The sequence below is a fragment of the Methylomonas sp. Uni0011 genome, from assembly GCF_056850255.1.
In genome coordinates this window covers 15,833-34,286 of record NZ_JBVVNO010000029.1, presented here as the reverse complement: position 1 = coordinate 34,286, position 18,454 = coordinate 15,833, and the positions used below count along the sequence as shown (strand labels likewise).

The 18,454-nt window shown below is 54.1% G+C and carries 19 protein-coding genes; 3 read left to right on the top strand and 16 right to left on the bottom strand.

Translation table 11 applies throughout. The features are described 5' to 3' along the window. Positions 1 to 522: 522 nt before the first annotated feature. The 16 genes from glmS to mnmG all read right to left on the bottom strand — a co-directional run bounded on the left by glmS (position 523) and on the right by mnmG (position 15,167). Complete coding sequence (gene glmS, locus AC0IM9_RS19820) at positions 523 to 2,358, bottom strand: glutamine--fructose-6-phosphate transaminase (isomerizing) (protein ID WP_140913177.1); 1,836 nt, start codon at positions 2,356 to 2,358, stop codon at positions 523 to 525. Further along, the gene (glmU, locus tag AC0IM9_RS19815; protein WP_482805171.1) at positions 2,358 to 3,833 is read right to left on the bottom strand and encodes a bifunctional UDP-N-acetylglucosamine diphosphorylase/glucosamine-1-phosphate N-acetyltransferase GlmU; all 1,476 of its coding nucleotides are present in this window, start codon (positions 3,831 to 3,833) and stop codon (positions 2,358 to 2,360) included. The genes glmS and glmU overlap by 1 nt, the downstream gene beginning before the upstream one ends. Before the next feature lie 71 nt (positions 3,834 to 3,904). After that, entirely contained in the window at positions 3,905 to 4,327 is a 423-nt protein-coding gene (locus AC0IM9_RS19810) for a F0F1 ATP synthase subunit epsilon (protein ID WP_140913179.1), read from the bottom strand. 24 nt (positions 4,328 to 4,351) lie between these two features. Further along, the gene (gene atpD / locus AC0IM9_RS19805) at positions 4,352 to 5,725 is read right to left on the bottom strand and encodes a F0F1 ATP synthase subunit beta (protein ID WP_278209948.1); all 1,374 of its coding nucleotides are present in this window, start codon (positions 5,723 to 5,725) and stop codon (positions 4,352 to 4,354) included. 45 nt (positions 5,726 to 5,770) lie between these two features. Further along, a complete protein-coding gene (gene atpG / locus AC0IM9_RS19800) occupies positions 5,771 to 6,634 on the bottom strand; it encodes a F0F1 ATP synthase subunit gamma (protein ID WP_482805170.1) in 864 nt (287 codons plus the stop codon). An 11-nt stretch (positions 6,635 to 6,645) separates the two neighbouring features. Then, positions 6,646 to 8,187 (bottom strand): F0F1 ATP synthase subunit alpha, encoded by a 1,542-nt coding sequence (atpA, locus tag AC0IM9_RS19795; protein WP_256609118.1) that lies wholly within the window; start codon positions 8,185 to 8,187, stop codon positions 6,646 to 6,648. Between the two features lie 21 nt (positions 8,188 to 8,208). Then, a complete protein-coding gene (locus tag AC0IM9_RS19790) occupies positions 8,209 to 8,739 on the bottom strand; it encodes a F0F1 ATP synthase subunit delta (RefSeq protein WP_140913183.1) in 531 nt (176 codons plus the stop codon). Between the two features lie 3 nt (positions 8,740 to 8,742). Continuing rightward, positions 8,743 to 9,216: a F0F1 ATP synthase subunit B gene (locus AC0IM9_RS19785; protein ID WP_278209951.1), complete on the bottom strand. Its 474-nt coding sequence runs from the start codon at positions 9,214 to 9,216 to the stop codon at positions 8,743 to 8,745. 101 nt (positions 9,217 to 9,317) lie between these two features. After that, positions 9,318 to 9,602, bottom strand: a complete 285-nt coding sequence (gene atpE / locus AC0IM9_RS19780; RefSeq protein ID WP_020484117.1) for a F0F1 ATP synthase subunit C — start codon at positions 9,600 to 9,602, stop codon at positions 9,318 to 9,320. A gap of 42 nt (positions 9,603 to 9,644) precedes the next feature. After that, complete coding sequence (gene atpB, locus AC0IM9_RS19775) at positions 9,645 to 10,409, bottom strand: F0F1 ATP synthase subunit A (RefSeq protein WP_140913185.1); 765 nt, start codon at positions 10,407 to 10,409, stop codon at positions 9,645 to 9,647. A 19-nt stretch (positions 10,410 to 10,428) separates the two neighbouring features. Further along, complete coding sequence (locus AC0IM9_RS19770; protein ID WP_140913186.1) at positions 10,429 to 10,797, bottom strand: ATP synthase subunit I; 369 nt, start codon at positions 10,795 to 10,797, stop codon at positions 10,429 to 10,431. 83 nt (positions 10,798 to 10,880) lie between these two features. Beyond that, positions 10,881 to 11,072, bottom strand: a complete 192-nt coding sequence (locus tag AC0IM9_RS19765; protein ID WP_140913187.1) for a hypothetical protein — start codon at positions 11,070 to 11,072, stop codon at positions 10,881 to 10,883. Continuing rightward, positions 11,056 to 11,907 (bottom strand): ParB/RepB/Spo0J family partition protein, encoded by an 852-nt coding sequence (locus tag AC0IM9_RS19760; RefSeq protein WP_140913252.1) that lies wholly within the window; start codon positions 11,905 to 11,907, stop codon positions 11,056 to 11,058. Before AC0IM9_RS19760 ends, AC0IM9_RS19765 begins: the two co-directional genes overlap by 17 nt. Continuing rightward, positions 11,907 to 12,680: a ParA family protein gene (locus AC0IM9_RS19755; RefSeq protein ID WP_140913188.1), complete on the bottom strand. Its 774-nt coding sequence runs from the start codon at positions 12,678 to 12,680 to the stop codon at positions 11,907 to 11,909. Before AC0IM9_RS19755 ends, AC0IM9_RS19760 begins: the two co-directional genes overlap by 1 nt. Then, positions 12,673 to 13,299, bottom strand: coding sequence for a 16S rRNA (guanine(527)-N(7))-methyltransferase RsmG (gene rsmG, locus AC0IM9_RS19750; protein WP_140913189.1), 627 nt, complete (start codon positions 13,297 to 13,299; stop codon positions 12,673 to 12,675). The genes AC0IM9_RS19755 and rsmG overlap by 8 nt, the downstream gene beginning before the upstream one ends. After that, positions 13,299 to 15,167: a tRNA uridine-5-carboxymethylaminomethyl(34) synthesis enzyme MnmG gene (gene mnmG / locus AC0IM9_RS19745; RefSeq protein WP_482805169.1), complete on the bottom strand. Its 1,869-nt coding sequence runs from the start codon at positions 15,165 to 15,167 to the stop codon at positions 13,299 to 13,301. The genes rsmG and mnmG overlap by 1 nt, the downstream gene beginning before the upstream one ends. Before the next feature lie 54 nt (positions 15,168 to 15,221). On the opposite strand from mnmG, the gene AC0IM9_RS19740 reads away from it, so the two are divergent. From AC0IM9_RS19740 to AC0IM9_RS19730, 3 genes are read left to right on the top strand one after another with little or no spacing between them, the layout of a single operon-like run. Further along, positions 15,222 to 15,416, top strand: a complete 195-nt coding sequence (locus tag AC0IM9_RS19740; protein WP_482805168.1) for a DUF7230 family protein — start codon at positions 15,222 to 15,224, stop codon at positions 15,414 to 15,416. A gap of 28 nt (positions 15,417 to 15,444) precedes the next feature. Then, positions 15,445 to 16,053 carry a GTP cyclohydrolase II gene (gene ribA, locus AC0IM9_RS19735; RefSeq protein ID WP_140913192.1) on the top strand — a complete coding sequence of 203 codons (609 nt, stop codon included), beginning with the start codon at positions 15,445 to 15,447 and terminating at the stop codon, positions 16,051 to 16,053. A gap of 5 nt (positions 16,054 to 16,058) precedes the next feature. Then, complete coding sequence (locus AC0IM9_RS19730) at positions 16,059 to 18,440, top strand: AAA family ATPase (RefSeq protein ID WP_482805167.1); 2,382 nt, start codon at positions 16,059 to 16,061, stop codon at positions 18,438 to 18,440. The last annotated feature ends 14 nt before the right edge of the window (positions 18,441 to 18,454 follow it).

The following is an 18,454-nucleotide window of genomic DNA, read 5'->3' as shown; positions in this document are numbered from 1 at the left end:
TTAGCTAATTTGACTGCCGACTCTCTAAATTCTGCCGTATAGGTATTGGGTTTTTCTCTGCTCATTTTGGATCACAATTTTTTTCGGATATTTTAAAAATTGTGTCCGGTTTAGTGTAGCCCCATCAGTGCACAATCCGCGCCTCATCTGCTATTAAGCGAGTATCTTCCAATCGTAAGGGAAATTGCTCTCGGATGTCTGCCGTATCGGTATACCATTCAAGTATAAAAATATCGCCAACTCAAGGTCGGACAGAAGATGATGGGTGCGCTGTGATTTGTGCCCGAATATGCGGTGAGAACGCCCGTCGGAGGGCAAATCTCTGACTGTCAGCCAGGAGCCATGCCCTGAGCCTCGCCCCTCTTTTATCCATTTTTGGTTTGTTACATCTGTAATTGCGTAAGATTTTTTCGCCATAAAAAAGCCACTAAGTCCTCGCTTCTTGATAAGGGTCTAGACTTAATGGCCCCAGTATGCAACTTTATTGCCCTCCTACACAAATCCATTCCGTCAACGCTTCCGCTATTCCACCGTGACCGATTTTGCGAGGTTCCTCGGCTGATCGACGTCGGTGCCTTTTAGCACGGCGACGTGATACGAAAGCAGTTGTAGCGGTATCGTATAGATAATCGGTGAGATGGCATTGGCGACGCTGGGCATTTTGACGATTTGCACGTTCTCGTCGGCGGCGTCGCTTTCGGCCAAGTCTTCGTCCATGAATACAATCAACTGCCCGCCGCGGGCGCTGACTTCCTGGATGTTGGATTTGAGTTTTTCCAGCAGGTTATTGTTCGGCGCGACCGTGACAACCGGCATTTCGGCATCGATCAAGGCTAGCGGGCCGTGCTTCAATTCGCCGGCCGGATAGGCTTCCGCGTGGATATAGGAAATCTCCTTCAGCTTCAAGGCGCCTTCCATCGCGATCGGGTAATGCGTGCCGCGGCCGAGGAACAGTGCATTGTGCTTGTCGGCAAATCGCTGCGACAGCAGTTCGATGGCATTGTCCAGCTTCAGCACTTTTTCGATGTTGCCGGGCAAGGCGAACAATTGCGAAACGATGTGCTCTTCTTTATCGGCGCTGAGTTCGAAGCGGCGGCCGATGGCGATGATCAGCATCAATAAGGCCACCAACTGGGTAGTGAAGGCCTTGGTGGAGGCGACGCCGATTTCCGGGCCGGCGCGGGTCATCAACACCAAGTCCGATTCGCGCACCAGCGAGCTTTCCGGCGCGTTGCAGATCACCAAGGAATGTTTAACACCCAGCTTTTTAGCTTCCTGCAATGCGGCCAAGGTGTCGGCGGTTTCCCCGGACTGGGAAATGGTGACGACCAGGGTATCCGGGGCGACGACCGGATTGCGGTAGCGGAATTCGCTGGCAATTTCGATTGCACAGGGAACCCTGGCGTATTTTTCGAACCAGTAGCGGGCGACCAAACCGGCATGGTAGCTGGTACCGCAGGCTAAAATCAGAACCGACTTGATCTGGTCGAACACCTCGCCGGCGTTATGGCCGAAGGCGTTATCCTGCAAGCGGCTGTCGATGAAACGGCCTTCCAACGTTTCCGATACCGCCCAGGCTTGCTCGTAGATTTCCTTGAGCATGTAGTGGCGATATTTGCCTTTGTCGACCGCGTCGGCCTTGAGCTGGCTTTCGATGACCGGGCGGACCACGCGACGGCCGGCTTCGTCGAATATCGTCACGCCGTTGATGGTCAATTCGGCGATGTCGCCGTCTTCCAGGAAGATGAAGCGTTGCGTCACCGGCAACAGCGCGGCGATATCGGAGGCGATGAAGTATTCGCCGATGCCGATGCCGATTACCAATGGACTACCCTTGCGGCAGGCGACCAATACGTCGGGTTGTTCGCTGTCGATCACGCCCAGAGCGTAGGCACCGCGCAAGCTTTTGATGGTTTTGCCGACCGCGTCGAGCAAGCTAGCAGCCTCTTTTAGCTCTTCGGCAACCTTGTGGACAATGACTTCGGTATCGGTTTCGGACGTGAAAACGTAACCGTTTTCCTGCAGCGAGGTCCGAAGGTTATCGTGGTTTTCGATGATGCCGTTATGCACGACTCCGACCCGGTCCTTGCTAATGTGCGGGTGGGCGTTGCGGGTGCTGGGCTTACCGTGAGTTGCCCAACGGGTATGGGCGATGCCGATGCGGCCTTCGATCGGATCGGCCGCGATCAATTCTTCCAATCCTTTAACCTTGCCCAATTCGCGCTTCCGGAATATTTCGCCGCTGTGGATTACAGCCAGTCCGGCCGAGTCGTACCCACGATACTCAAGGCGCTTTAAGCCTTCAATCAAAATCGGGACCACGTTGCGTTGGGCAACACCTGCGACTATGCCACACATTATTCTTTCTCCGACCGACAGGGATGTTGGGAGTGCAGAAGATTTTCTGGAACAATCTCTGCCGACTTACAGGGATGTGAGGAGTGCGAAGCATTGTCGGGAGCAATCTCCGCCAGTTTTACCGGTCTCTGCCAAGTCGGCACGCTAAGCTGCTTGGTGCGGCTCAACGTCAATTGGTCGTCGGGCGTATCCTTGGTGATGGTGGAACCCGCACCTATCGTGGCATTTTTGCCCACTGTCACCGGCGCTATCAATTGAGTATCTGAGCCGATAAACGCGCCGTCGCCGATCACGGTTTTGAATTTATTGACGCCATCGTAATTGCAGGTGATGGTCCCGGCCCCGATATTGACTTTGCTGCCGACTTCGCTATCACCAATATAGCTCAAGTGGTTGATTTTGCTACCGCTGGCAACCGTGGATTTTTTAATCTCGACGAAATTGCCGACATGAACGTGGTCGGCCAATTCGGTTTGGGGCCGCAGCCGGGCAAAAGGGCCGATCCGGCTGCCACTGCCAACGCTGGCGTCCTCAAGTACGCTGTTCGCCAATATTTCTACGCCGTCGGCAATCGTCGCATTTTTGAGCAAGCAGTTCGGCCCGATTTTGACGTTGGAACCGATCCGATTCGTGCCTTCGAAAATCACATTGACGTCAATATCGATGTCCTGGCCCAATTCGGCAAACTCACCACGGATGTCGATACGAGCCGGGTCCCTTAGCGTTACACCTTTTTCCATCAGCACTTGCGCTTGTTCGGCTTGATAGACTCGTTCCAGATGGGCGAGTTGGGCCCGGTTATTGACGCCCAACACCTCGTCGGCACTGCCGGCCTGACTGGTCTCGATGGTCAAACCGTCTTCCACCGCCATTTCGATGATATCGGTCAAATAATATTCGTTTTGGGCATTGTTATTGCCAAGTCTGGCCAGCCATTGTTTAAGTTGACTGCCTTTGCAAGCCAGAATGCCGGTATTGCCTTCCGTGATTTGCAATTCGGCTTCGTTGGCGTCTTTTTGTTCGACGATTTTCACCACCGCATGGTCTTTGTCGCGGACGATACGGCCATAGCCGGTCGGGTCGTCCAGATTGACCGTCAGCAAGGCCAAAGAGGTCAGACTGACTTTATGTAACAGGGCGTTCAGGGTTTTCGCTTTCAGTAACGGCACGTCGCCGTACAAAATCAACACCGTATCCGGATCTTCGACATGGTGGATGGCCTGTTGCACTGCGTGTCCGGTACCCAATTGCTGCTTTTGTTCGATCCAGGTGGCATCCAGCACGGCCAGAGTTTGCTTGACCGTCTCGCCACCGTGGCCGTAGATGATGTAGATTTGGTTGTTTTCCAGAGATCGCGCAGTCTCGTAGACGTGTTGCAATAGCGCTTTGTCTGCAATTTCGTGCAGTACTTTCGGCCGGGACGAGCGCATCCGCGTACCCTGGCCGGCGGCGAGAATGATGGTTTTTATCGGCATCGCTATTCCTTAAACAAAAAAAGCCCGATAACGTTACGCTATCGGGCTTAAATTTTCACGCAATTCGTGTTTTATGCGCCACGCTTTCTGAGTCTGTCCAAAGTTTTCAATTGGTTAACAGCTTGGGCCAACTCGGCTTGGGCAATTGCGTAGTCGTATTTGCCGGACTTGTCTTGCAACATTTCTTCCGCTCTGGCTTTGGCTTGCAATGCCGCCGCTTCGTCAATGTCGTGGGCTCTAATGGCAGTTTCGGCCAGCACAGTCACCAAATGCGGCTGGACCTCCAAGAATCCGCCGGACACGAAAAACGCCTGCGATTCTTTGTCGCTGATTTTGACCCTGACTTCGCCGGGCTTCAGTTTGGTAATCAGCGGCGCATGGCGCGGCGCGATACCAACTTCTCCCAACTCGGCAGGAGCGAACACCATCTCCGCCAAGCCGGAAAAGATTTCCGCCTCGGCGCTGACGATGTCCACATGTATTGTCATTGCCATGTTAAAACTCTCCTATGAGCCGGATTACATGCCTTTGGCTTTTTCGACGGCTTCGTCAATCGTGCCGACCATATAGAAAGCTTGTTCCGGCAGGCTGTCGTATTCGCCACTGATGATGCCTTTGAAGCCGGCAATGGTATCTTTCAGCGAAACGTATTTGCCTGGTGAACCGGTGAAGACCTCGGCCACGAAGAACGGCTGCGACAGGAACCGCTGGATTTTACGCGCCCGAGCCACGGTCAATTTGTCTTCTTCCGACAATTCGTCCATACCCAAGATCGCGATGATGTCACGCAGCTCTTTATAGCGTTGCAGGATACCTTGCACGGTCCGGGCAGTTTCGTAGTGTTCCTGACCAATCACCAACGGATCCAGCTGACGGCTGGTGGAATCCAGCGGATCAATGGCAGGGTAAATACCCAGCTCGGCGATTTGACGGGACAATACCACGGTCGCGTCCAAGTGGGCAAAGGTGGTAGCTGGCGACGGGTCGGTCAAGTCGTCCGCAGGTACGTATACCGCTTGGATCGAGGTGATAGAACCGGTCTTGGTGGAAGTAATCCGCTCTTGCAATACACCCATCTCTTCAGCCAGCGTAGGCTGGTAACCTACCGCAGACGGCATCCGACCCAACAGCGCGGAAACTTCGGTACCGGCCAGCGTGTAACGATAGATGTTATCAACGAAGAACAGTACGTCGCGACCTTCGTCGCGGAAGAATTCGGCCATGGTCAGACCGGTCAACGCTACCCGCAAACGGTTTCCCGGTGGCTCGTTCATCTGGCCGTATACCAACGATACTTTATCGATAACGTTGGAATCGGTCATTTCGTGGTAGAAGTCGTTGCCTTCGCGAGTCCGCTCGCCGACACCGGCGAATACCGAATAACCGCTGTGTTCGATCGCGATGTTACGAATCAACTCCATCATGTTGACGGTTTTGCCTACGCCGGCGCCACCGAACAGGCCGACTTTACCGCCTTTCGCGAACGGGCAAACCAAATCGATAACTTTGATACCGGTTTCCAACAATTCGTTGGCTGGGGCTTGTTCGTCATAGGATGGCGCATCGCGGTGGATGGTCCACTTTTCTTTCTCGCCGATCGGGCCTTTTTCGTCGATCGCTTCACCGAGAACGTTCATGATGCGGCCCAGCGTGGCTTGGCCTACCGGTACTTTAATCGCCTCGCCGGTGTTGGTGACATTGACGCCGCGGCTCAGACCGTCGGTGGAACCCATCGCAATGGTCCGTACCACGCCGTCGCCCAGTTGTTGTTGAACTTCCAGAACCAGACCGCCCTCGACATTCAACGCGTCATATACTTTCGGCAAGTTGTCGCGTGGAAATTCCACGTCGACGACCGCACCGATGATTTGAACGATTTTACCCAAACTCATTATGTCGTCCTCTATAAAAATCTATCTAAACTTGTCTTGAATGCGTTACACCGCGGCGGCGCCGGCGACGATTTCGGAAATTTCCTGCGTGATCGCGGCCTGTCTGGCTTTGTTGTAGACCAGTTGCAATTCTTTAATGATATTGCCGGCGTTGTCGGAGGCGCTTTTCATCGCCACCATCCGTGCGGCCTGCTCGCAGGCGTTGTTTTCCACCAAGCCCTGGAATACCGCGGACTCGACGTAGCGAATCAATAAGCTGTCCAATACGTCTTTGGCGTTGGGTTCGTACAGGTAATCCCACCGGCCCTTGCTCTCTTCGCCCAGTTCGCCGACCGATACCGGCAACAATTTCTGCGTCACCGGCTTTTGGGTCATGGTGTTGACAAAGTCGTTGCTGAGCAGAAATAGCTCGTCGATATCGCCATTAGTGAACGCATCCAACATGATTTTGATCGGGCCGATAATGTCGCTCTGGTGCGGCGTGTCGCCCAATTTCGAGACTTGACCGACCAAATTGGCGTTGATCATGCTGAAAAACGCAGCACCCTTACCGCCAATCGCACAAACATCGACGGCGATACCTTTGCTTTGCCATTGCTGCATTTCGCCCAGCACTTTTCGGAACAGGTTGGCGTTCAAACCACCGCATAAACCACGGTCGGAACTCACCACGATAATGCCCACCCGTTTTACTTCCCGTTCGATCATGAACGGATGTTTGTACTCGGGATTGGCTTTGGCCAGATGCCGAATGATCTGGCCAATTTTTTTCGAGTAAGGCCGGGTAGCCTGCATACGGTCTTTGGTTTTACGCATCTTACTCGCGGCCACCATCTCCATGGCGCGAGTAATCTTCTGAGTATTCTTGATACTCGCGATTTTTGATCGTATCTCTTTACCAACAGCCATGTGCGAGTCCCTTACCAGCTAGCAGTCTTGACGAAACGCTCGATCGCCGCGTGAATGCCTTTTTGGATTTCGTCGTTGTAGTCGCCTTTCTCGTTGATTTTGGCCATCAACTCGGCTTCTTCGTTTCGCATGAAATCCAGCAGAGCCGCTTCGAATACGCGTACTTGCTTGACTTCCAGGCTATCCAGGAATCCATTATTGGCCGCATACAGCGAAACGCCCATCTCTGCGACCGACATCGGCGCATATTGATTCTGCTTCATCAATTCGGTAACGCGTTGGCCGCGCTCGATCTGTTTGCGGGTGCTTTCGTCCAAGTCGGACGCGAACTGAGCGAATGCCGCCAACTCGCGGAACTGCGCCAAGTCCAGACGAATACCGCCGCCCAACTTTTTGATGATCTTGGTTTGCGCCGCGCCACCGACCCGAGAGACCGACAGACCAGCGTTAACCGCTGGACGGATACCGGAGTTAAACAGGCCGGTCTCCAAAAAGATCTGGCCGTCGGTGATCGAAATCACGTTGGTCGGAACGAAGGCCGAAACGTCGCCGCCTTGGGTTTCGATAATCGGCAGTGCGGTCAGCGAACCGGTTTTGCCCTTAACTTTTCCGCCGGTCAGTTTCTCGACTTCGTCGGCGTTGATGCGGGCGGCCCGTTCCAGCAAACGGGAGTGGATGTAGAACACGTCACCTGGATAGGCTTCACGTCCCGGCGGACGGCGCAGCAACAAAGAAATTTGGCGGTAGGCCCAAGCTTGCTTGGTCAAATCGTCGTAAATAATCAGTGCGTCTTGGCCATTGTCGCGGAAGTACTCGCCCATCGAACAACCGGTGTACGGTGCGATAAATTGCAGCGCAGCGGATTCGGACGCCGACGCGACGACGATGATGGTGTGCTCCATCGCGCCGTGTTCTTCCAATTTACGCACCACGTTGGCAATCGACGAACGTTTTTGACCGATCGCGACATAAATACATTTAATGCCGGTGCCTTTTTGATTGATGATGGCATCGACAGCAATCGCGGTTTTACCGGTTTGACGGTCGCCGATGATCAACTCCCGCTGGCCGCGGCCAACCGGAATCATCGAATCGATGGATTTCAAACCGATTTGCACCGGTTGATCAACCGATTGGCGCGCGATAACACCCGGTGCGATTTTTTCGATTGGGGAGGTCAGATTGGTCTCGATCGCGCCTTTGCCGTCGATCGGGTTGCCCAGCGCATCGACCACGCGGCCCAACAGTGCTTCACCGACTGGTACTTCCAAAATCCGGCCGGTGCACTTAACGGTGTCGCCCTCAGTGATGTGCTGGTAAGCACCCAACATAACCACGCCGACAGAATCTCTTTCCAGGTTTAAAGCCATGCCGTAAGAGCCGCCAGGAAATTCCAGCATTTCACCTTGCATTGCTTCAGACAAACCGTGAACCCGAACGATACCGTCGGTAACGCTGACCACTGTGCCCTCGGTGTGGGCTTCGAGGTGGGCGTCGAAGTTCTCGATCTTCTTCTTGATCAGATCACTTATTTCTGATGGATTTAATTGCATGTTATTTTCCCGCTCTAACTCTTAAAGTCTTTTAGCTAATTGATGAAGCTGACCTCTGACGGAACCGTCGATGACTTTGTCGCCGGCTTTGGCGAGAATGCCTCCAATTAACGATTTGTCGACAGACACTGACGCGTTGACTTTTTTATGCAAAAACTTCTCGAGCATGGCGACGTACTTGCCTTGCTCGGTTTTTGTCAACGGGTATGCGCTTTGCAGCTCGACATTGACATAACCTTCGTCGTCGGCCCTATACTGTTCGAACATTACCGAAATCTGAGGCAACAAAGGCAATTTGTCGTTCTCGATCAACACCTTGAGAAGATTCTTGGCTTCATCGTGAATTTGATCCTGGCAAATATCCAGGACCAACTGTGCTGTATTCTGTTTGTTGACTCTGGGGTTAGCGACGATTCCAGCCAAAGCTTCGTCCTGAACCAGCAAAGCCAAAAACGTCAAAGAATCGGACCAGTTTTGGGCAGCATTGGCTTCTTTGGCCCGCTTGAAAGCGGCCTGAGCATAAGGTCTTGCTAATGTCGATATTTCAGCCATAGCTTAACCCAATTGTTCCGCCGCTTTACTGATAATGTCTTGGTGCTTGGCCTTGTCGATTTCTTCTTTCAAAATCTGCTCGGCGGCACGCAAAGCCAAAGAGGAAACTTCTTTACGCAAACTTTCCTTGGCGTGCAACATTTCCTGTTCGATTTGAGCTTTCGCGGCTTCCAACAGGCGCTCGCCTTCTTTCTTGGCTTGTTCCTTGGCTTCTTCAACTAGTTGGTTGGCGCGCTTTTGCGCGGCGCTGACGATCTCGGCCGACTGCTCCTTGGCTTCCTTCAAAACACTTTTAGCTTTCTTTTCAGCCAGTTTAATTTCTTCCTGACCCTTCTCAGCCGCAGCCAAACCTTCCGCAATTTTGGTTTTGCGCTCTTCCAGAGCAGCAATGATCGGCGGCCAGACATACTTCATGGTGAACCACACCAGAAGCGTGAAAGTGATCATCTGCCCGATCAGAGTAGCATTGATACTCATTGATGCTTTCCTCGTAATGCCGTTGTTAGTCTATCTGTCCGCAGTCGTACATAAACGACACGCAAAAGGCTCACGCCTTAGGTTACAGATGGTTGGGTTAATTAACCTGCAACGGATTGAACGGCAGAAAGGAACGGGTTTGCGAAAGTCAGCATCAGCGCCAAACCCACACCGATCATGGTTACCGCGTCAAGCAAACCGGCGATGATGAACATTTTCACTTGCAGCATTGGCACCAGTTCAGGTTGGCGGGCTGCACCTTCCAGGAATTTACCGCCCAACAGGCCGAAACCGATAGCAGTACCGATCGCGCCCAAACCCAGAATGATACCGACGGCAATAACGGTGAAGCCTTGAACGTTGGCGATTAATGATGCGAGTTCCATAATGTCTCCTAAAGATTGATATGAATGTAAAAAATAAAGCGGTTAGTGGTCTTCGCAGGCCAGACTCAGGTAAACAATGGTCAAAACCATGAATATAAAAGCCTGCAAAGTGATCACCAGAATGTGGAATACGGCCCAGGGGAAGCCCAACACAGGCTGCACGATCGGGGGCAACAAGGCGATCAGGATGAATACCAACTCGCCAGCATACAGGTTACCGAATAGCCGCAAACCCAGCGAGATCGGTTTAGCCAGCTCTTCGACGGTTTTCAACAGCAGATTGAACGGCATCATTTTCGGACCGAACGGAGTGCAAGTCATTTCGTGGGCAAAACCGGCCAAGCCTTTGACTTTAATGCTGTAAAAGAAAATCAGGAAAAATACGCTGATAGACAAGGCGAAGGTGCCGTTCAAATCGGTGCTGGGCACGACCCGCATATATTCCATGCCCATCAGGCTACCGATCATCGGCAGCAAATCCACCGGCAGCATATCCATCGCATTCCACAGGAATACCCAGCAGAAGATGGTCAGTGCCAACGGTGCAATCAAAGCACTACGACCATGAAAACTGTCTTTAACCTGGGTATCGACAAATTCGACCAGCATTTCGGCGATGTTTTGCGCCAACCCCGGAACACCGGAGGTTGCCCGTTCGGCAACCGATTTAAAAAACAAAATGAACAATCCGCCCAAAAACACGGAAAAAAACAAGGTATCCAGATGCAATTTCCAAAATCCCTCACCAACCGCCAACGGAGTTAAGTGGTGGACTATGTAACCGGTTGCGCCGCCTTCACTAGCCATTTTGCCTCTCAAATAAAAACTAACCGCGCCAATAGAAAAGCGCGAACCAAAAAACCGACAACACTGCGATATAGCCAACCAGCAGTGTTAAAAAATTAACCCAAGGGATCTGCAATACCATCGCGAACAATGCTGCCGTGAGCAATAACTTGACCGTTTCGCCGGTATAAAAAGCCTTTAAGATGCCGGGTGCTTCCTGATATCTGGCAAGATAAACTTTGTACGCAAAGTAAAGATTGGGAATCAAGGCCACACCACCACCTAGCAGTGGCGATATCGCGGATTTCCAGCCGCCTATCAATAAAAATCCCGACGCCACTACCGTAGCCATCAGGACCTGCGTGTATAACACCCGTCTGACAGTTGAAAACGAATTTTCCACTGTCATAAAACTCTCCTCGACCGTTAAGCGCGCCGATTATATCCAGCCATCGCGGTTTACGCAAGGTAAGGCCGCTACACGACTCAAAGCTAAGGCTTTGAAGCACAATCAAGAAATTGATACCACAGCGGCAATTCGTTTAACGCCCCGACAACAAAAGCAATAGCCGTGCCAGCGGCAAAATCAATAGTATTTCTAAGGTTTGTTGAAAAAACCGTGTTGGAGATGCGACAAACCGACAAGGGCTTGCGACAACCTGCCGCATCAGTGAATTTTCCCAATGATACCTTCCAACTCTTCCAGGCTGGTGTAATTGATGATCAACTTGCCCTTGCCGCCGGCCTGATGATTGATCTCGACCTTGGCGCCGGTGCGTTCCGACAGCTCGCGCTGCAAACGCAAGGTATCGGGGTCGATTCTCTTCGCCTGAGCCGCCGGCTTTTCATCGTGCATCTCACGCACCAGTTTTTCCACCGCCCGCACGCTCAAGCTTTGCTTGACCGCTTTATGAGCAATCTCGACCTGTTTCGATTCGTCCAAACCCAGCAAGGCGCGAGCATGACCCATTTCCAGCAAGCCTTTGCCCAGCATGGTTTTGACTTCGCCGGCCAATTCCAACAAGCGCAATAAATTAGTTACCGTGGTGCGCGACTTGCCGACCGCTTCGGCGATCTGTTGATGCGTCAGCTCGAACTCGTCCTGCAAGCGGTGCAAGGCTTCGGCCTCTTCCAGCGCATTCAAATCCTCGCGTTGGATGTTTTCGATCAAAGCAATCGCCATTACCGAACGGTCGTCGATGTCTTTCACCAGCACCGGCACTTCGGCCAGCTCCGCCAACTGAGCAGCGCGCCAACGCCGCTCGCCGGCGATGATTTCGTATTTCTCGCCAGCGATTTTGCGCACGACAATCGGTTGAATGATGCCTTGCGCAGCAATCGAATCGGACAGCTCTTTCAGCTTTTCGGGATCCATATCTTTACGCGGCTGGTACTTGCCGCGTTGCAGAAATTCGATCGGCAACTTTTGGGTGTCGTGGGTTTTTTCCGGAGCCGGGGCCGAAACATCGCCGAGCAACTCGCTCAAACCTCGACCCAAACCGCGTTTTTTCGGATTCATCATTTGGCTGCTTTGTGTTTGCGGATCAATTCGCCGGCCAGCGCGATATAGGCGACCGCACCGCGCGACGCTTTATCGTAAGCCAAGACCGGCACACCGTGGCTGGGTGCCTCGGCCAGGCGGATATTCCGGGGAATCGTGGTCCGGAACACTTTGTCGCCGAAATATTCGATCAATTGGTCAGACACGTCCTTGCCCAATCGGCTCCGGCTATCGACCATCGTTCTGAGAATGCCTTCCAAATGCAAACCCGGATTCACGGTATCGCGAATATTGCGCAAGGTCGACATCAACGACGACAAGCCTTCCAAAGAGTAATACTCGCATTGCATCGGAATCAAAACGCTGTGGGCGGCGACCATGGCGTTCAGCGTCAGCATATTCAACGACGGCGGACAGTCGATCAAAATGTAATCGTACTGGTCCTTGACCGGCAACAAGGCATCGGCCAGACGCCGCTCCCGATGCTGGGCCGTCATCAATTGCACTTCGGCGGCGGTCAGATCGGCATTACCCGGAATCAAATCGAACCCCAAATCCTTGTTCTTGACGATGATGCCCGAGACCGGCACCTCTTCCAGCAACAACTCGCAACTCGAATATTCCAGCTCGTCCTTGTTGACGCCGCAGCCCATCGCGGCATTGCCCTGCGGATCGAGATCGATCAACAGAATCTTGCGCTTGGTCGCCGCCAACGCCGCCGCCAGATTGACGCTGGTGGTAGTCTTGCCGACACCGCCTTTTTGGTTAGTGATCGCGATTATCTTAGCCATGCTTGAGTCTCTCTATGCGAATCAGACAACGCTCGGCATCTATGCCAGGCACCGCCAACGGGATCACTTGGTATTCGGCGTCTATTCCGGCTAACTCTTCGACAGGCTGCTGGCCTTTCATCGCCAATAGCACGCCGTCGTCGACCAATAAATGACCGGTCATTTTAACGATGTCCGGCATTGAGGCGAAAGCCCGCATCAACACCATGTCAAACAATTCGGCAGGTTGGAACTGCTCGACCCGGCTATGTACCACTTCGACATTGCTCAGCTTCAATTCCAGCACAGCCTGCTGCACGAAACGGGTTTTCTTGGAATTGGAATCGACCAGCACGAACTTGCATTCGGGGCGGCAAATCGCCAATGGTATGCCGGGCAAACCGGCACCGGTACCGATGTCGGCAATGCGGGACGGTTTGATATGCGGCAATACCGCCAGACTATCCAGAATATGCAAACCGACCATTTCCAGCGGTTCGCGCACGGCGGTCAGGTTATAGGCTTTGTTCCATTTTGCAATCAGCTGTACGAACTTGAGCAACGATTCGGTTTGCTCGGCAGACAAATTCAACGCCAAGGCCGCAAGGCCTTGCTGCAATTTTTCCCGACAGGCTTGCATCAGGCGCTTTTCTTTTTCAGATGCACCAACAACAACGAAATCGCCGCCGGTGTGATGCCGGGTATCCGCGACGCCTGACCCAGAGTTTCCGGGCGCTGTTTTTTCAGTTTTTCGCTGACTTCATTGGACAGGCCGGACACCAGACTGTAATCGACGTTTTCCGGCAATTTCAAATGCTCATAACGCTGGGTACGGCTGATTTCGGTTTGTTGACGGTCGATGTAACCGGCATATTTGGCCTGAATCGCCACCTGCTCGGCAACTTGCTCGTCGACTTCGGTTTCGTCGCTGAAGGTTAGCAGGTTTTCGATATCGACTTCCGGCCGGCGCAGCATATCCATCAAGTTGGCTTCCTTGAGCAGCTTTTTACCCCAATACTGCTCGGCCAACGCCGCTTCGTCGGATTCGGCTCTGATCCACTTTTTCGCCAGCCTGCCTTGCAGATTGGCAATCGCTTCGCGCTTTTCCTCGAACCGGCGCCAACGTTCGTCGTCGACCAAGCCCAATTCGCGACCTTGTTCGGTCAGACGCAGATCGGCGTTATCTTCGCGCAACTGCAAGCGGTATTCGGCCCGGCTGGTAAACATTCGGTACGGCTCGGAGGTGCCGCGGGTAATCAAGTCGTCGATCATCACGCCGATATAAGCTTCCTCGCGGCCGGGACACCAGCTTTCCAGGCCTTTTGCCAGCCGCGCGGCGTTCAAACCGGCGATCAAGCCTTGCGCCGCCGCTTCTTCATAGCCGGTGGTGCCGTTGATCTGGCCGGCGAAGAACAGCGCATTCATGTGCTTGGTTTCCAAAGACGTCTTCAGATCGCGCGGATCGAAAAAGTCGTATTCGATGGCATAACCGGGACGGACGATTTCGGCATTTTCGAAACCGAGCATGGTACGAATGAAACGATACTGAATATCAAACGGCAAACTGGTCGAAATGCCGTTCGGATAGACTTCGTTGGTATTCAAGCCTTCCGGTTCGACGAAAATCTGGTGCGAATCGCGGTCGGCAAAGCGCACTACTTTGTCTTCGATCGACGGACAGTAACGCGGACCGACACCTTCGATGATGCCGGAATACATCGGCGAACGATCCAAGCCGGAGCGAATGATGTCGTGGGTTTCCTGATTGGTCCGCGTGATATGGCAACAAATCTGGCGCGGGTGCTGCTGGCGATTACCCATGAACGAGAACACCGGTACTGGCGTATCGCCGTGCTGTTCCTGCAACTTGCTGTAATCGATGGTGCGGCCGTCGATCCGGGCCGGGGTACCGGTTTTCAAACGGCCGATCCGGAACGGCAATTCGCGCAGCCGCTCCGCCAATGCAATCGAAGCCGCATCGCCGGCGCGACCGCCGCTGTAATTTTCCAGGCCGATATGAATACGGCCGGCCAAAAAGGTGCCGGCAGTCAACACCACGGCCTTGGCGTTAAATTCCAAACCCATCTGGGTTTTGACGCCGGTAACGCGGTCGCCTTGCACGATCAAATCGGATACGGTTTGTTGAAACAGCGCCAGATTGGGCTGATTTTCCAACGCGCTGCGCACCGCTTGTTTGTAAAGCATACGGTCGGCCTGGGCCCGAGTTGCCCGCACCGCCGGGCCTTTGCTGGCGTTCAAAATCCGGAACTGGATACCGCCCAAATCGATGGCCTTGGCCATGATGCCGCCCAACGCATCGACTTCCTTGACCAAGTGGCCCTTGCCGATGCCGCCGATCGCCGGGTTGCAACTCATCTGCCCCAACGTTTCGATGTTTTGGGTCAGCAACAGCGTTTGTGCACCGGTACGCGCCGCCGCCAGCGCCGCCTCGGTGCCGGCATGGCCGCCGCCGACCACGATCACGTCAAAGTCTTTCTGGAATTTCACAGGCAATCTATGTTCAAATAAAACGTTATTTTAATAGCTTAGCGAGAAAAAAGCATGAGAAAACAAAACCCCGGCCAGGGTTTACCGGCCAAACCCAAGCATAACCCGGTCGCCAAATTCGCCCACCAATTCAACAAGGCGCAAACCTACGCCGACAAAACCCAATACCGCCGCAAAGCCAAACATCGCGGGCTGGAGCCTTTTGCCATCGTTTCCCGTGAGGCGATCGCAAAAGGCTTAGCCGCGTAACCCGCGCATTTCAAGGATTTCCAGCTCAGTGAAAGCAACCGTAGAAGACAAAGTTCAAACCCGGATTCCGACCGAACACGGCGAATTCATCCTGCATTACTACAGCAACAGCCTGGACGACAAAGAACACGTGGCCTTCGTCAAAGGCGACGTGGCCGGCAAGGACGACGTGCCGGTACGCATCCATTCCGAATGCTTTACCGGCGACGTGCTTGGCTCTCGCCGCTGCGACTGCGGCGAGCAGTTGGACATGGCACTGGACATGATCGACACGGCCGGCTACGGCGTGCTGATCTACCTGCGCCAGGAAGGCCGAGGCATCGGCCTGTTGAAAAAACTGCAAGCTTACAACCTGCAAGACCAAGGTCTGGATACCGTCGACGCCAACATCAAACTCGGCCATCTGGCCGACGAGCGCCAATACGACATCGCCGCGCTGATCCTGGACAACCTGAAGGTACATTCGATCGAGTTGATCACCAATAATCCGCAAAAAATCGACGAGCTGACCAAACTCGGCGTGCAAGTGAATAACCGGATTGCCATCGAAACCCGCATCCACCGCGACAACCTCGACTATCTGAAAACCAAGGCCGAACGCATGCGCCACATGTTGTCGGTACCCGACCGTTCCTAAACAACATGTTAGATCACTTGAAACTGCCGGCCGCAGCGCTGAAGCTGACGATCGACCTGCCGGCCGACGCCGCTGGCCCGTATAGCGGCATCCTCGGCCAAAACCGCGCCCAGTCGGCGCTGGCATTCGGCATCGCAATGAAGGCCCCCGGTTACAACATCTTCGTGATGGGCGATCCGGGAACCGGCCGGCTATCGATGGTCAGCCACCATCTGACCGCCTACGCCGAGCAGCAAGAATCGCCGCTGTCCTACGCCTATGTCGAGAACTTCGAAAACCCGCGGGAACCGGTCGCCGTCGAACTACCGTCCGGCGAAGGCCATAGTTTTGCGAAAGACATCGAAAAGCTGATCGACAACGTGTTGGCCACCTTTCCGGCCGCATTCGAAAGCCCCAGTTACCAGCAAAAGAAAACCGCGATCGAACGCCGTTTCAACCAGCGCTACAACGCGGCGATCGATTTGGTCGATAGCAAAGCCCGAGCAATGGGCGTGGCCTTGTACCGCGACAACGACTCGATCACCTTCCTGCCGATCCGCAACAACAAGGCGCTGGACGAGGAGCAATTCACGCTGCTGCCGGAAGCCGAGCGCGACGCCTTCCACCAACACACCGAAGAACTGGAAGAATACTTGGGCGACGTGCTGCTGGAACTGCCGCAATGGCGGCGAACACTGGCCGAAGAAATCCGCCAACTGGATAGCGACACGATCAAACTGGCCCTGGAACCGCTACTGGCCGAACTGACCGACAAATACCAAAACGTCGACGACGTCATCACCTATCTGGCGGAAGTCGAGAAAAACCTGAGCAATACCATCAGCGACTTCCTGATGCCGACTCGCAATCCGGAAAGCCGGGAAATCATCGCCAAGCGCCAGATGTTGGTCGAACAATATCTGCCCAACATCCTGGTGGATTGCAAACACGACGCCGCCGGCGCGCCGGTCATCTACGAACCGCACCCGATCTACCAAAACCTGTTCGGCCGCATCGAATATCTCAGCGACCAAGGCACACTGATCACCAACTACCGCCGCATTTGCCCCGGCTCGCTGCACCGGGCCAACGGCGGCTACCTGATCCTCGACGCCGAAAAAATACTGACCTATCCCTTCGTCTGGGAAGGCCTGAAACGGGCACTGAAAGCCGGCAAGATCGAGATCGAATCGCCGTATTCGGAATTGGGCATCAACACCATCACCTTGAAGCCGGAAGTAATCCCGCTCAACGTCAAAGTGATCCTGGTCGGCACCCGAGACATTTACTATCTGCTGGAAGAGCTGGATAGCGAATTCAACGAGATGTTCCGCGTCTTGGCCGACTTCGACGACTACATCAAACGCACGCCGGACAGCATCGGCCAATTCGTGCAGGTCATGAAGCAACAGGCGCGCGATGCCGGCGCCAAACCGCTGACCGACGGCGCCCTGGTAAGACTGATCGAACACAGTTGCCGGTTGGCCGAAAATCAGCAACGGCTGTCGGCGCACGTCAACAACTGTCTGGAAATCATCGCCGAAGCCAACCTGCTGGGTAGCCAGACCGGCGCCGCGCAGATCGGCAAGGCCGAAGTCGAACTGGCGCTGGCCGCCCGCGAACAACGTAACGGCCGCATCGCCGAAGCCATTCTGGAAGAAATGCTGGACGGCACGATTTTGATCGATACCGACGGTGAAGCCATCGGCAAGGTCAACGGCCTGACCGTGATGGACATCGGCGGCAGCAGCTTTGGCGCACCGGCGCGGATCACCACCACGGTGCATCCCGGCTCGCGCGGCATCGTCGACATCGAACGCGAAGTCGAACTCGGTCAGCCGATCCATTCCAAGGGCGTGATGATTCTGACCGGCTACCTCGGCCACTGCTATGCCCAGCAATTTCCGCTGGCGATCTCGGCCAGCATCGCCATGGAGCAATCCTACGGTCACATCGACGGCGACAGCGCCTCGCTGGCCGAATTGTGCTGCCTGATCTCGGCACTGACCCGCACCCCGATCAAGCAGGGCTTTGCAATGACCGGCTCGATCAACCAATACGGCGAAGTGCAGGCCATCGGCGGGGTCAACGAAAAAATCGAAGGCTTCTTCGAACTGTGCGCCGCGCGCGGTTTGACCGGCCGTCAGGCGGTAATCATTCCGGCCTCGAATAAACGCAACCTGATGCTGAAACGGGAAGTGATCGACGCGGTGGAACAAGGCTTGTTCGCGATTTACGCCATTTCCAGCGTCGACGAAGCCTTGAACCTGTTGACCGGGCAGGAAGCCGGCGCGATGAACGCCGAAGGCCAATACCCGGAAGGCAGCGTCAACTTCAAAGCCGTCGCCCGGCTCAAGGAAATTTCCGAAATCACGTCCGACGACGACAAGGAAACCGAGACCGGTTAAGCCAAACGTCAACT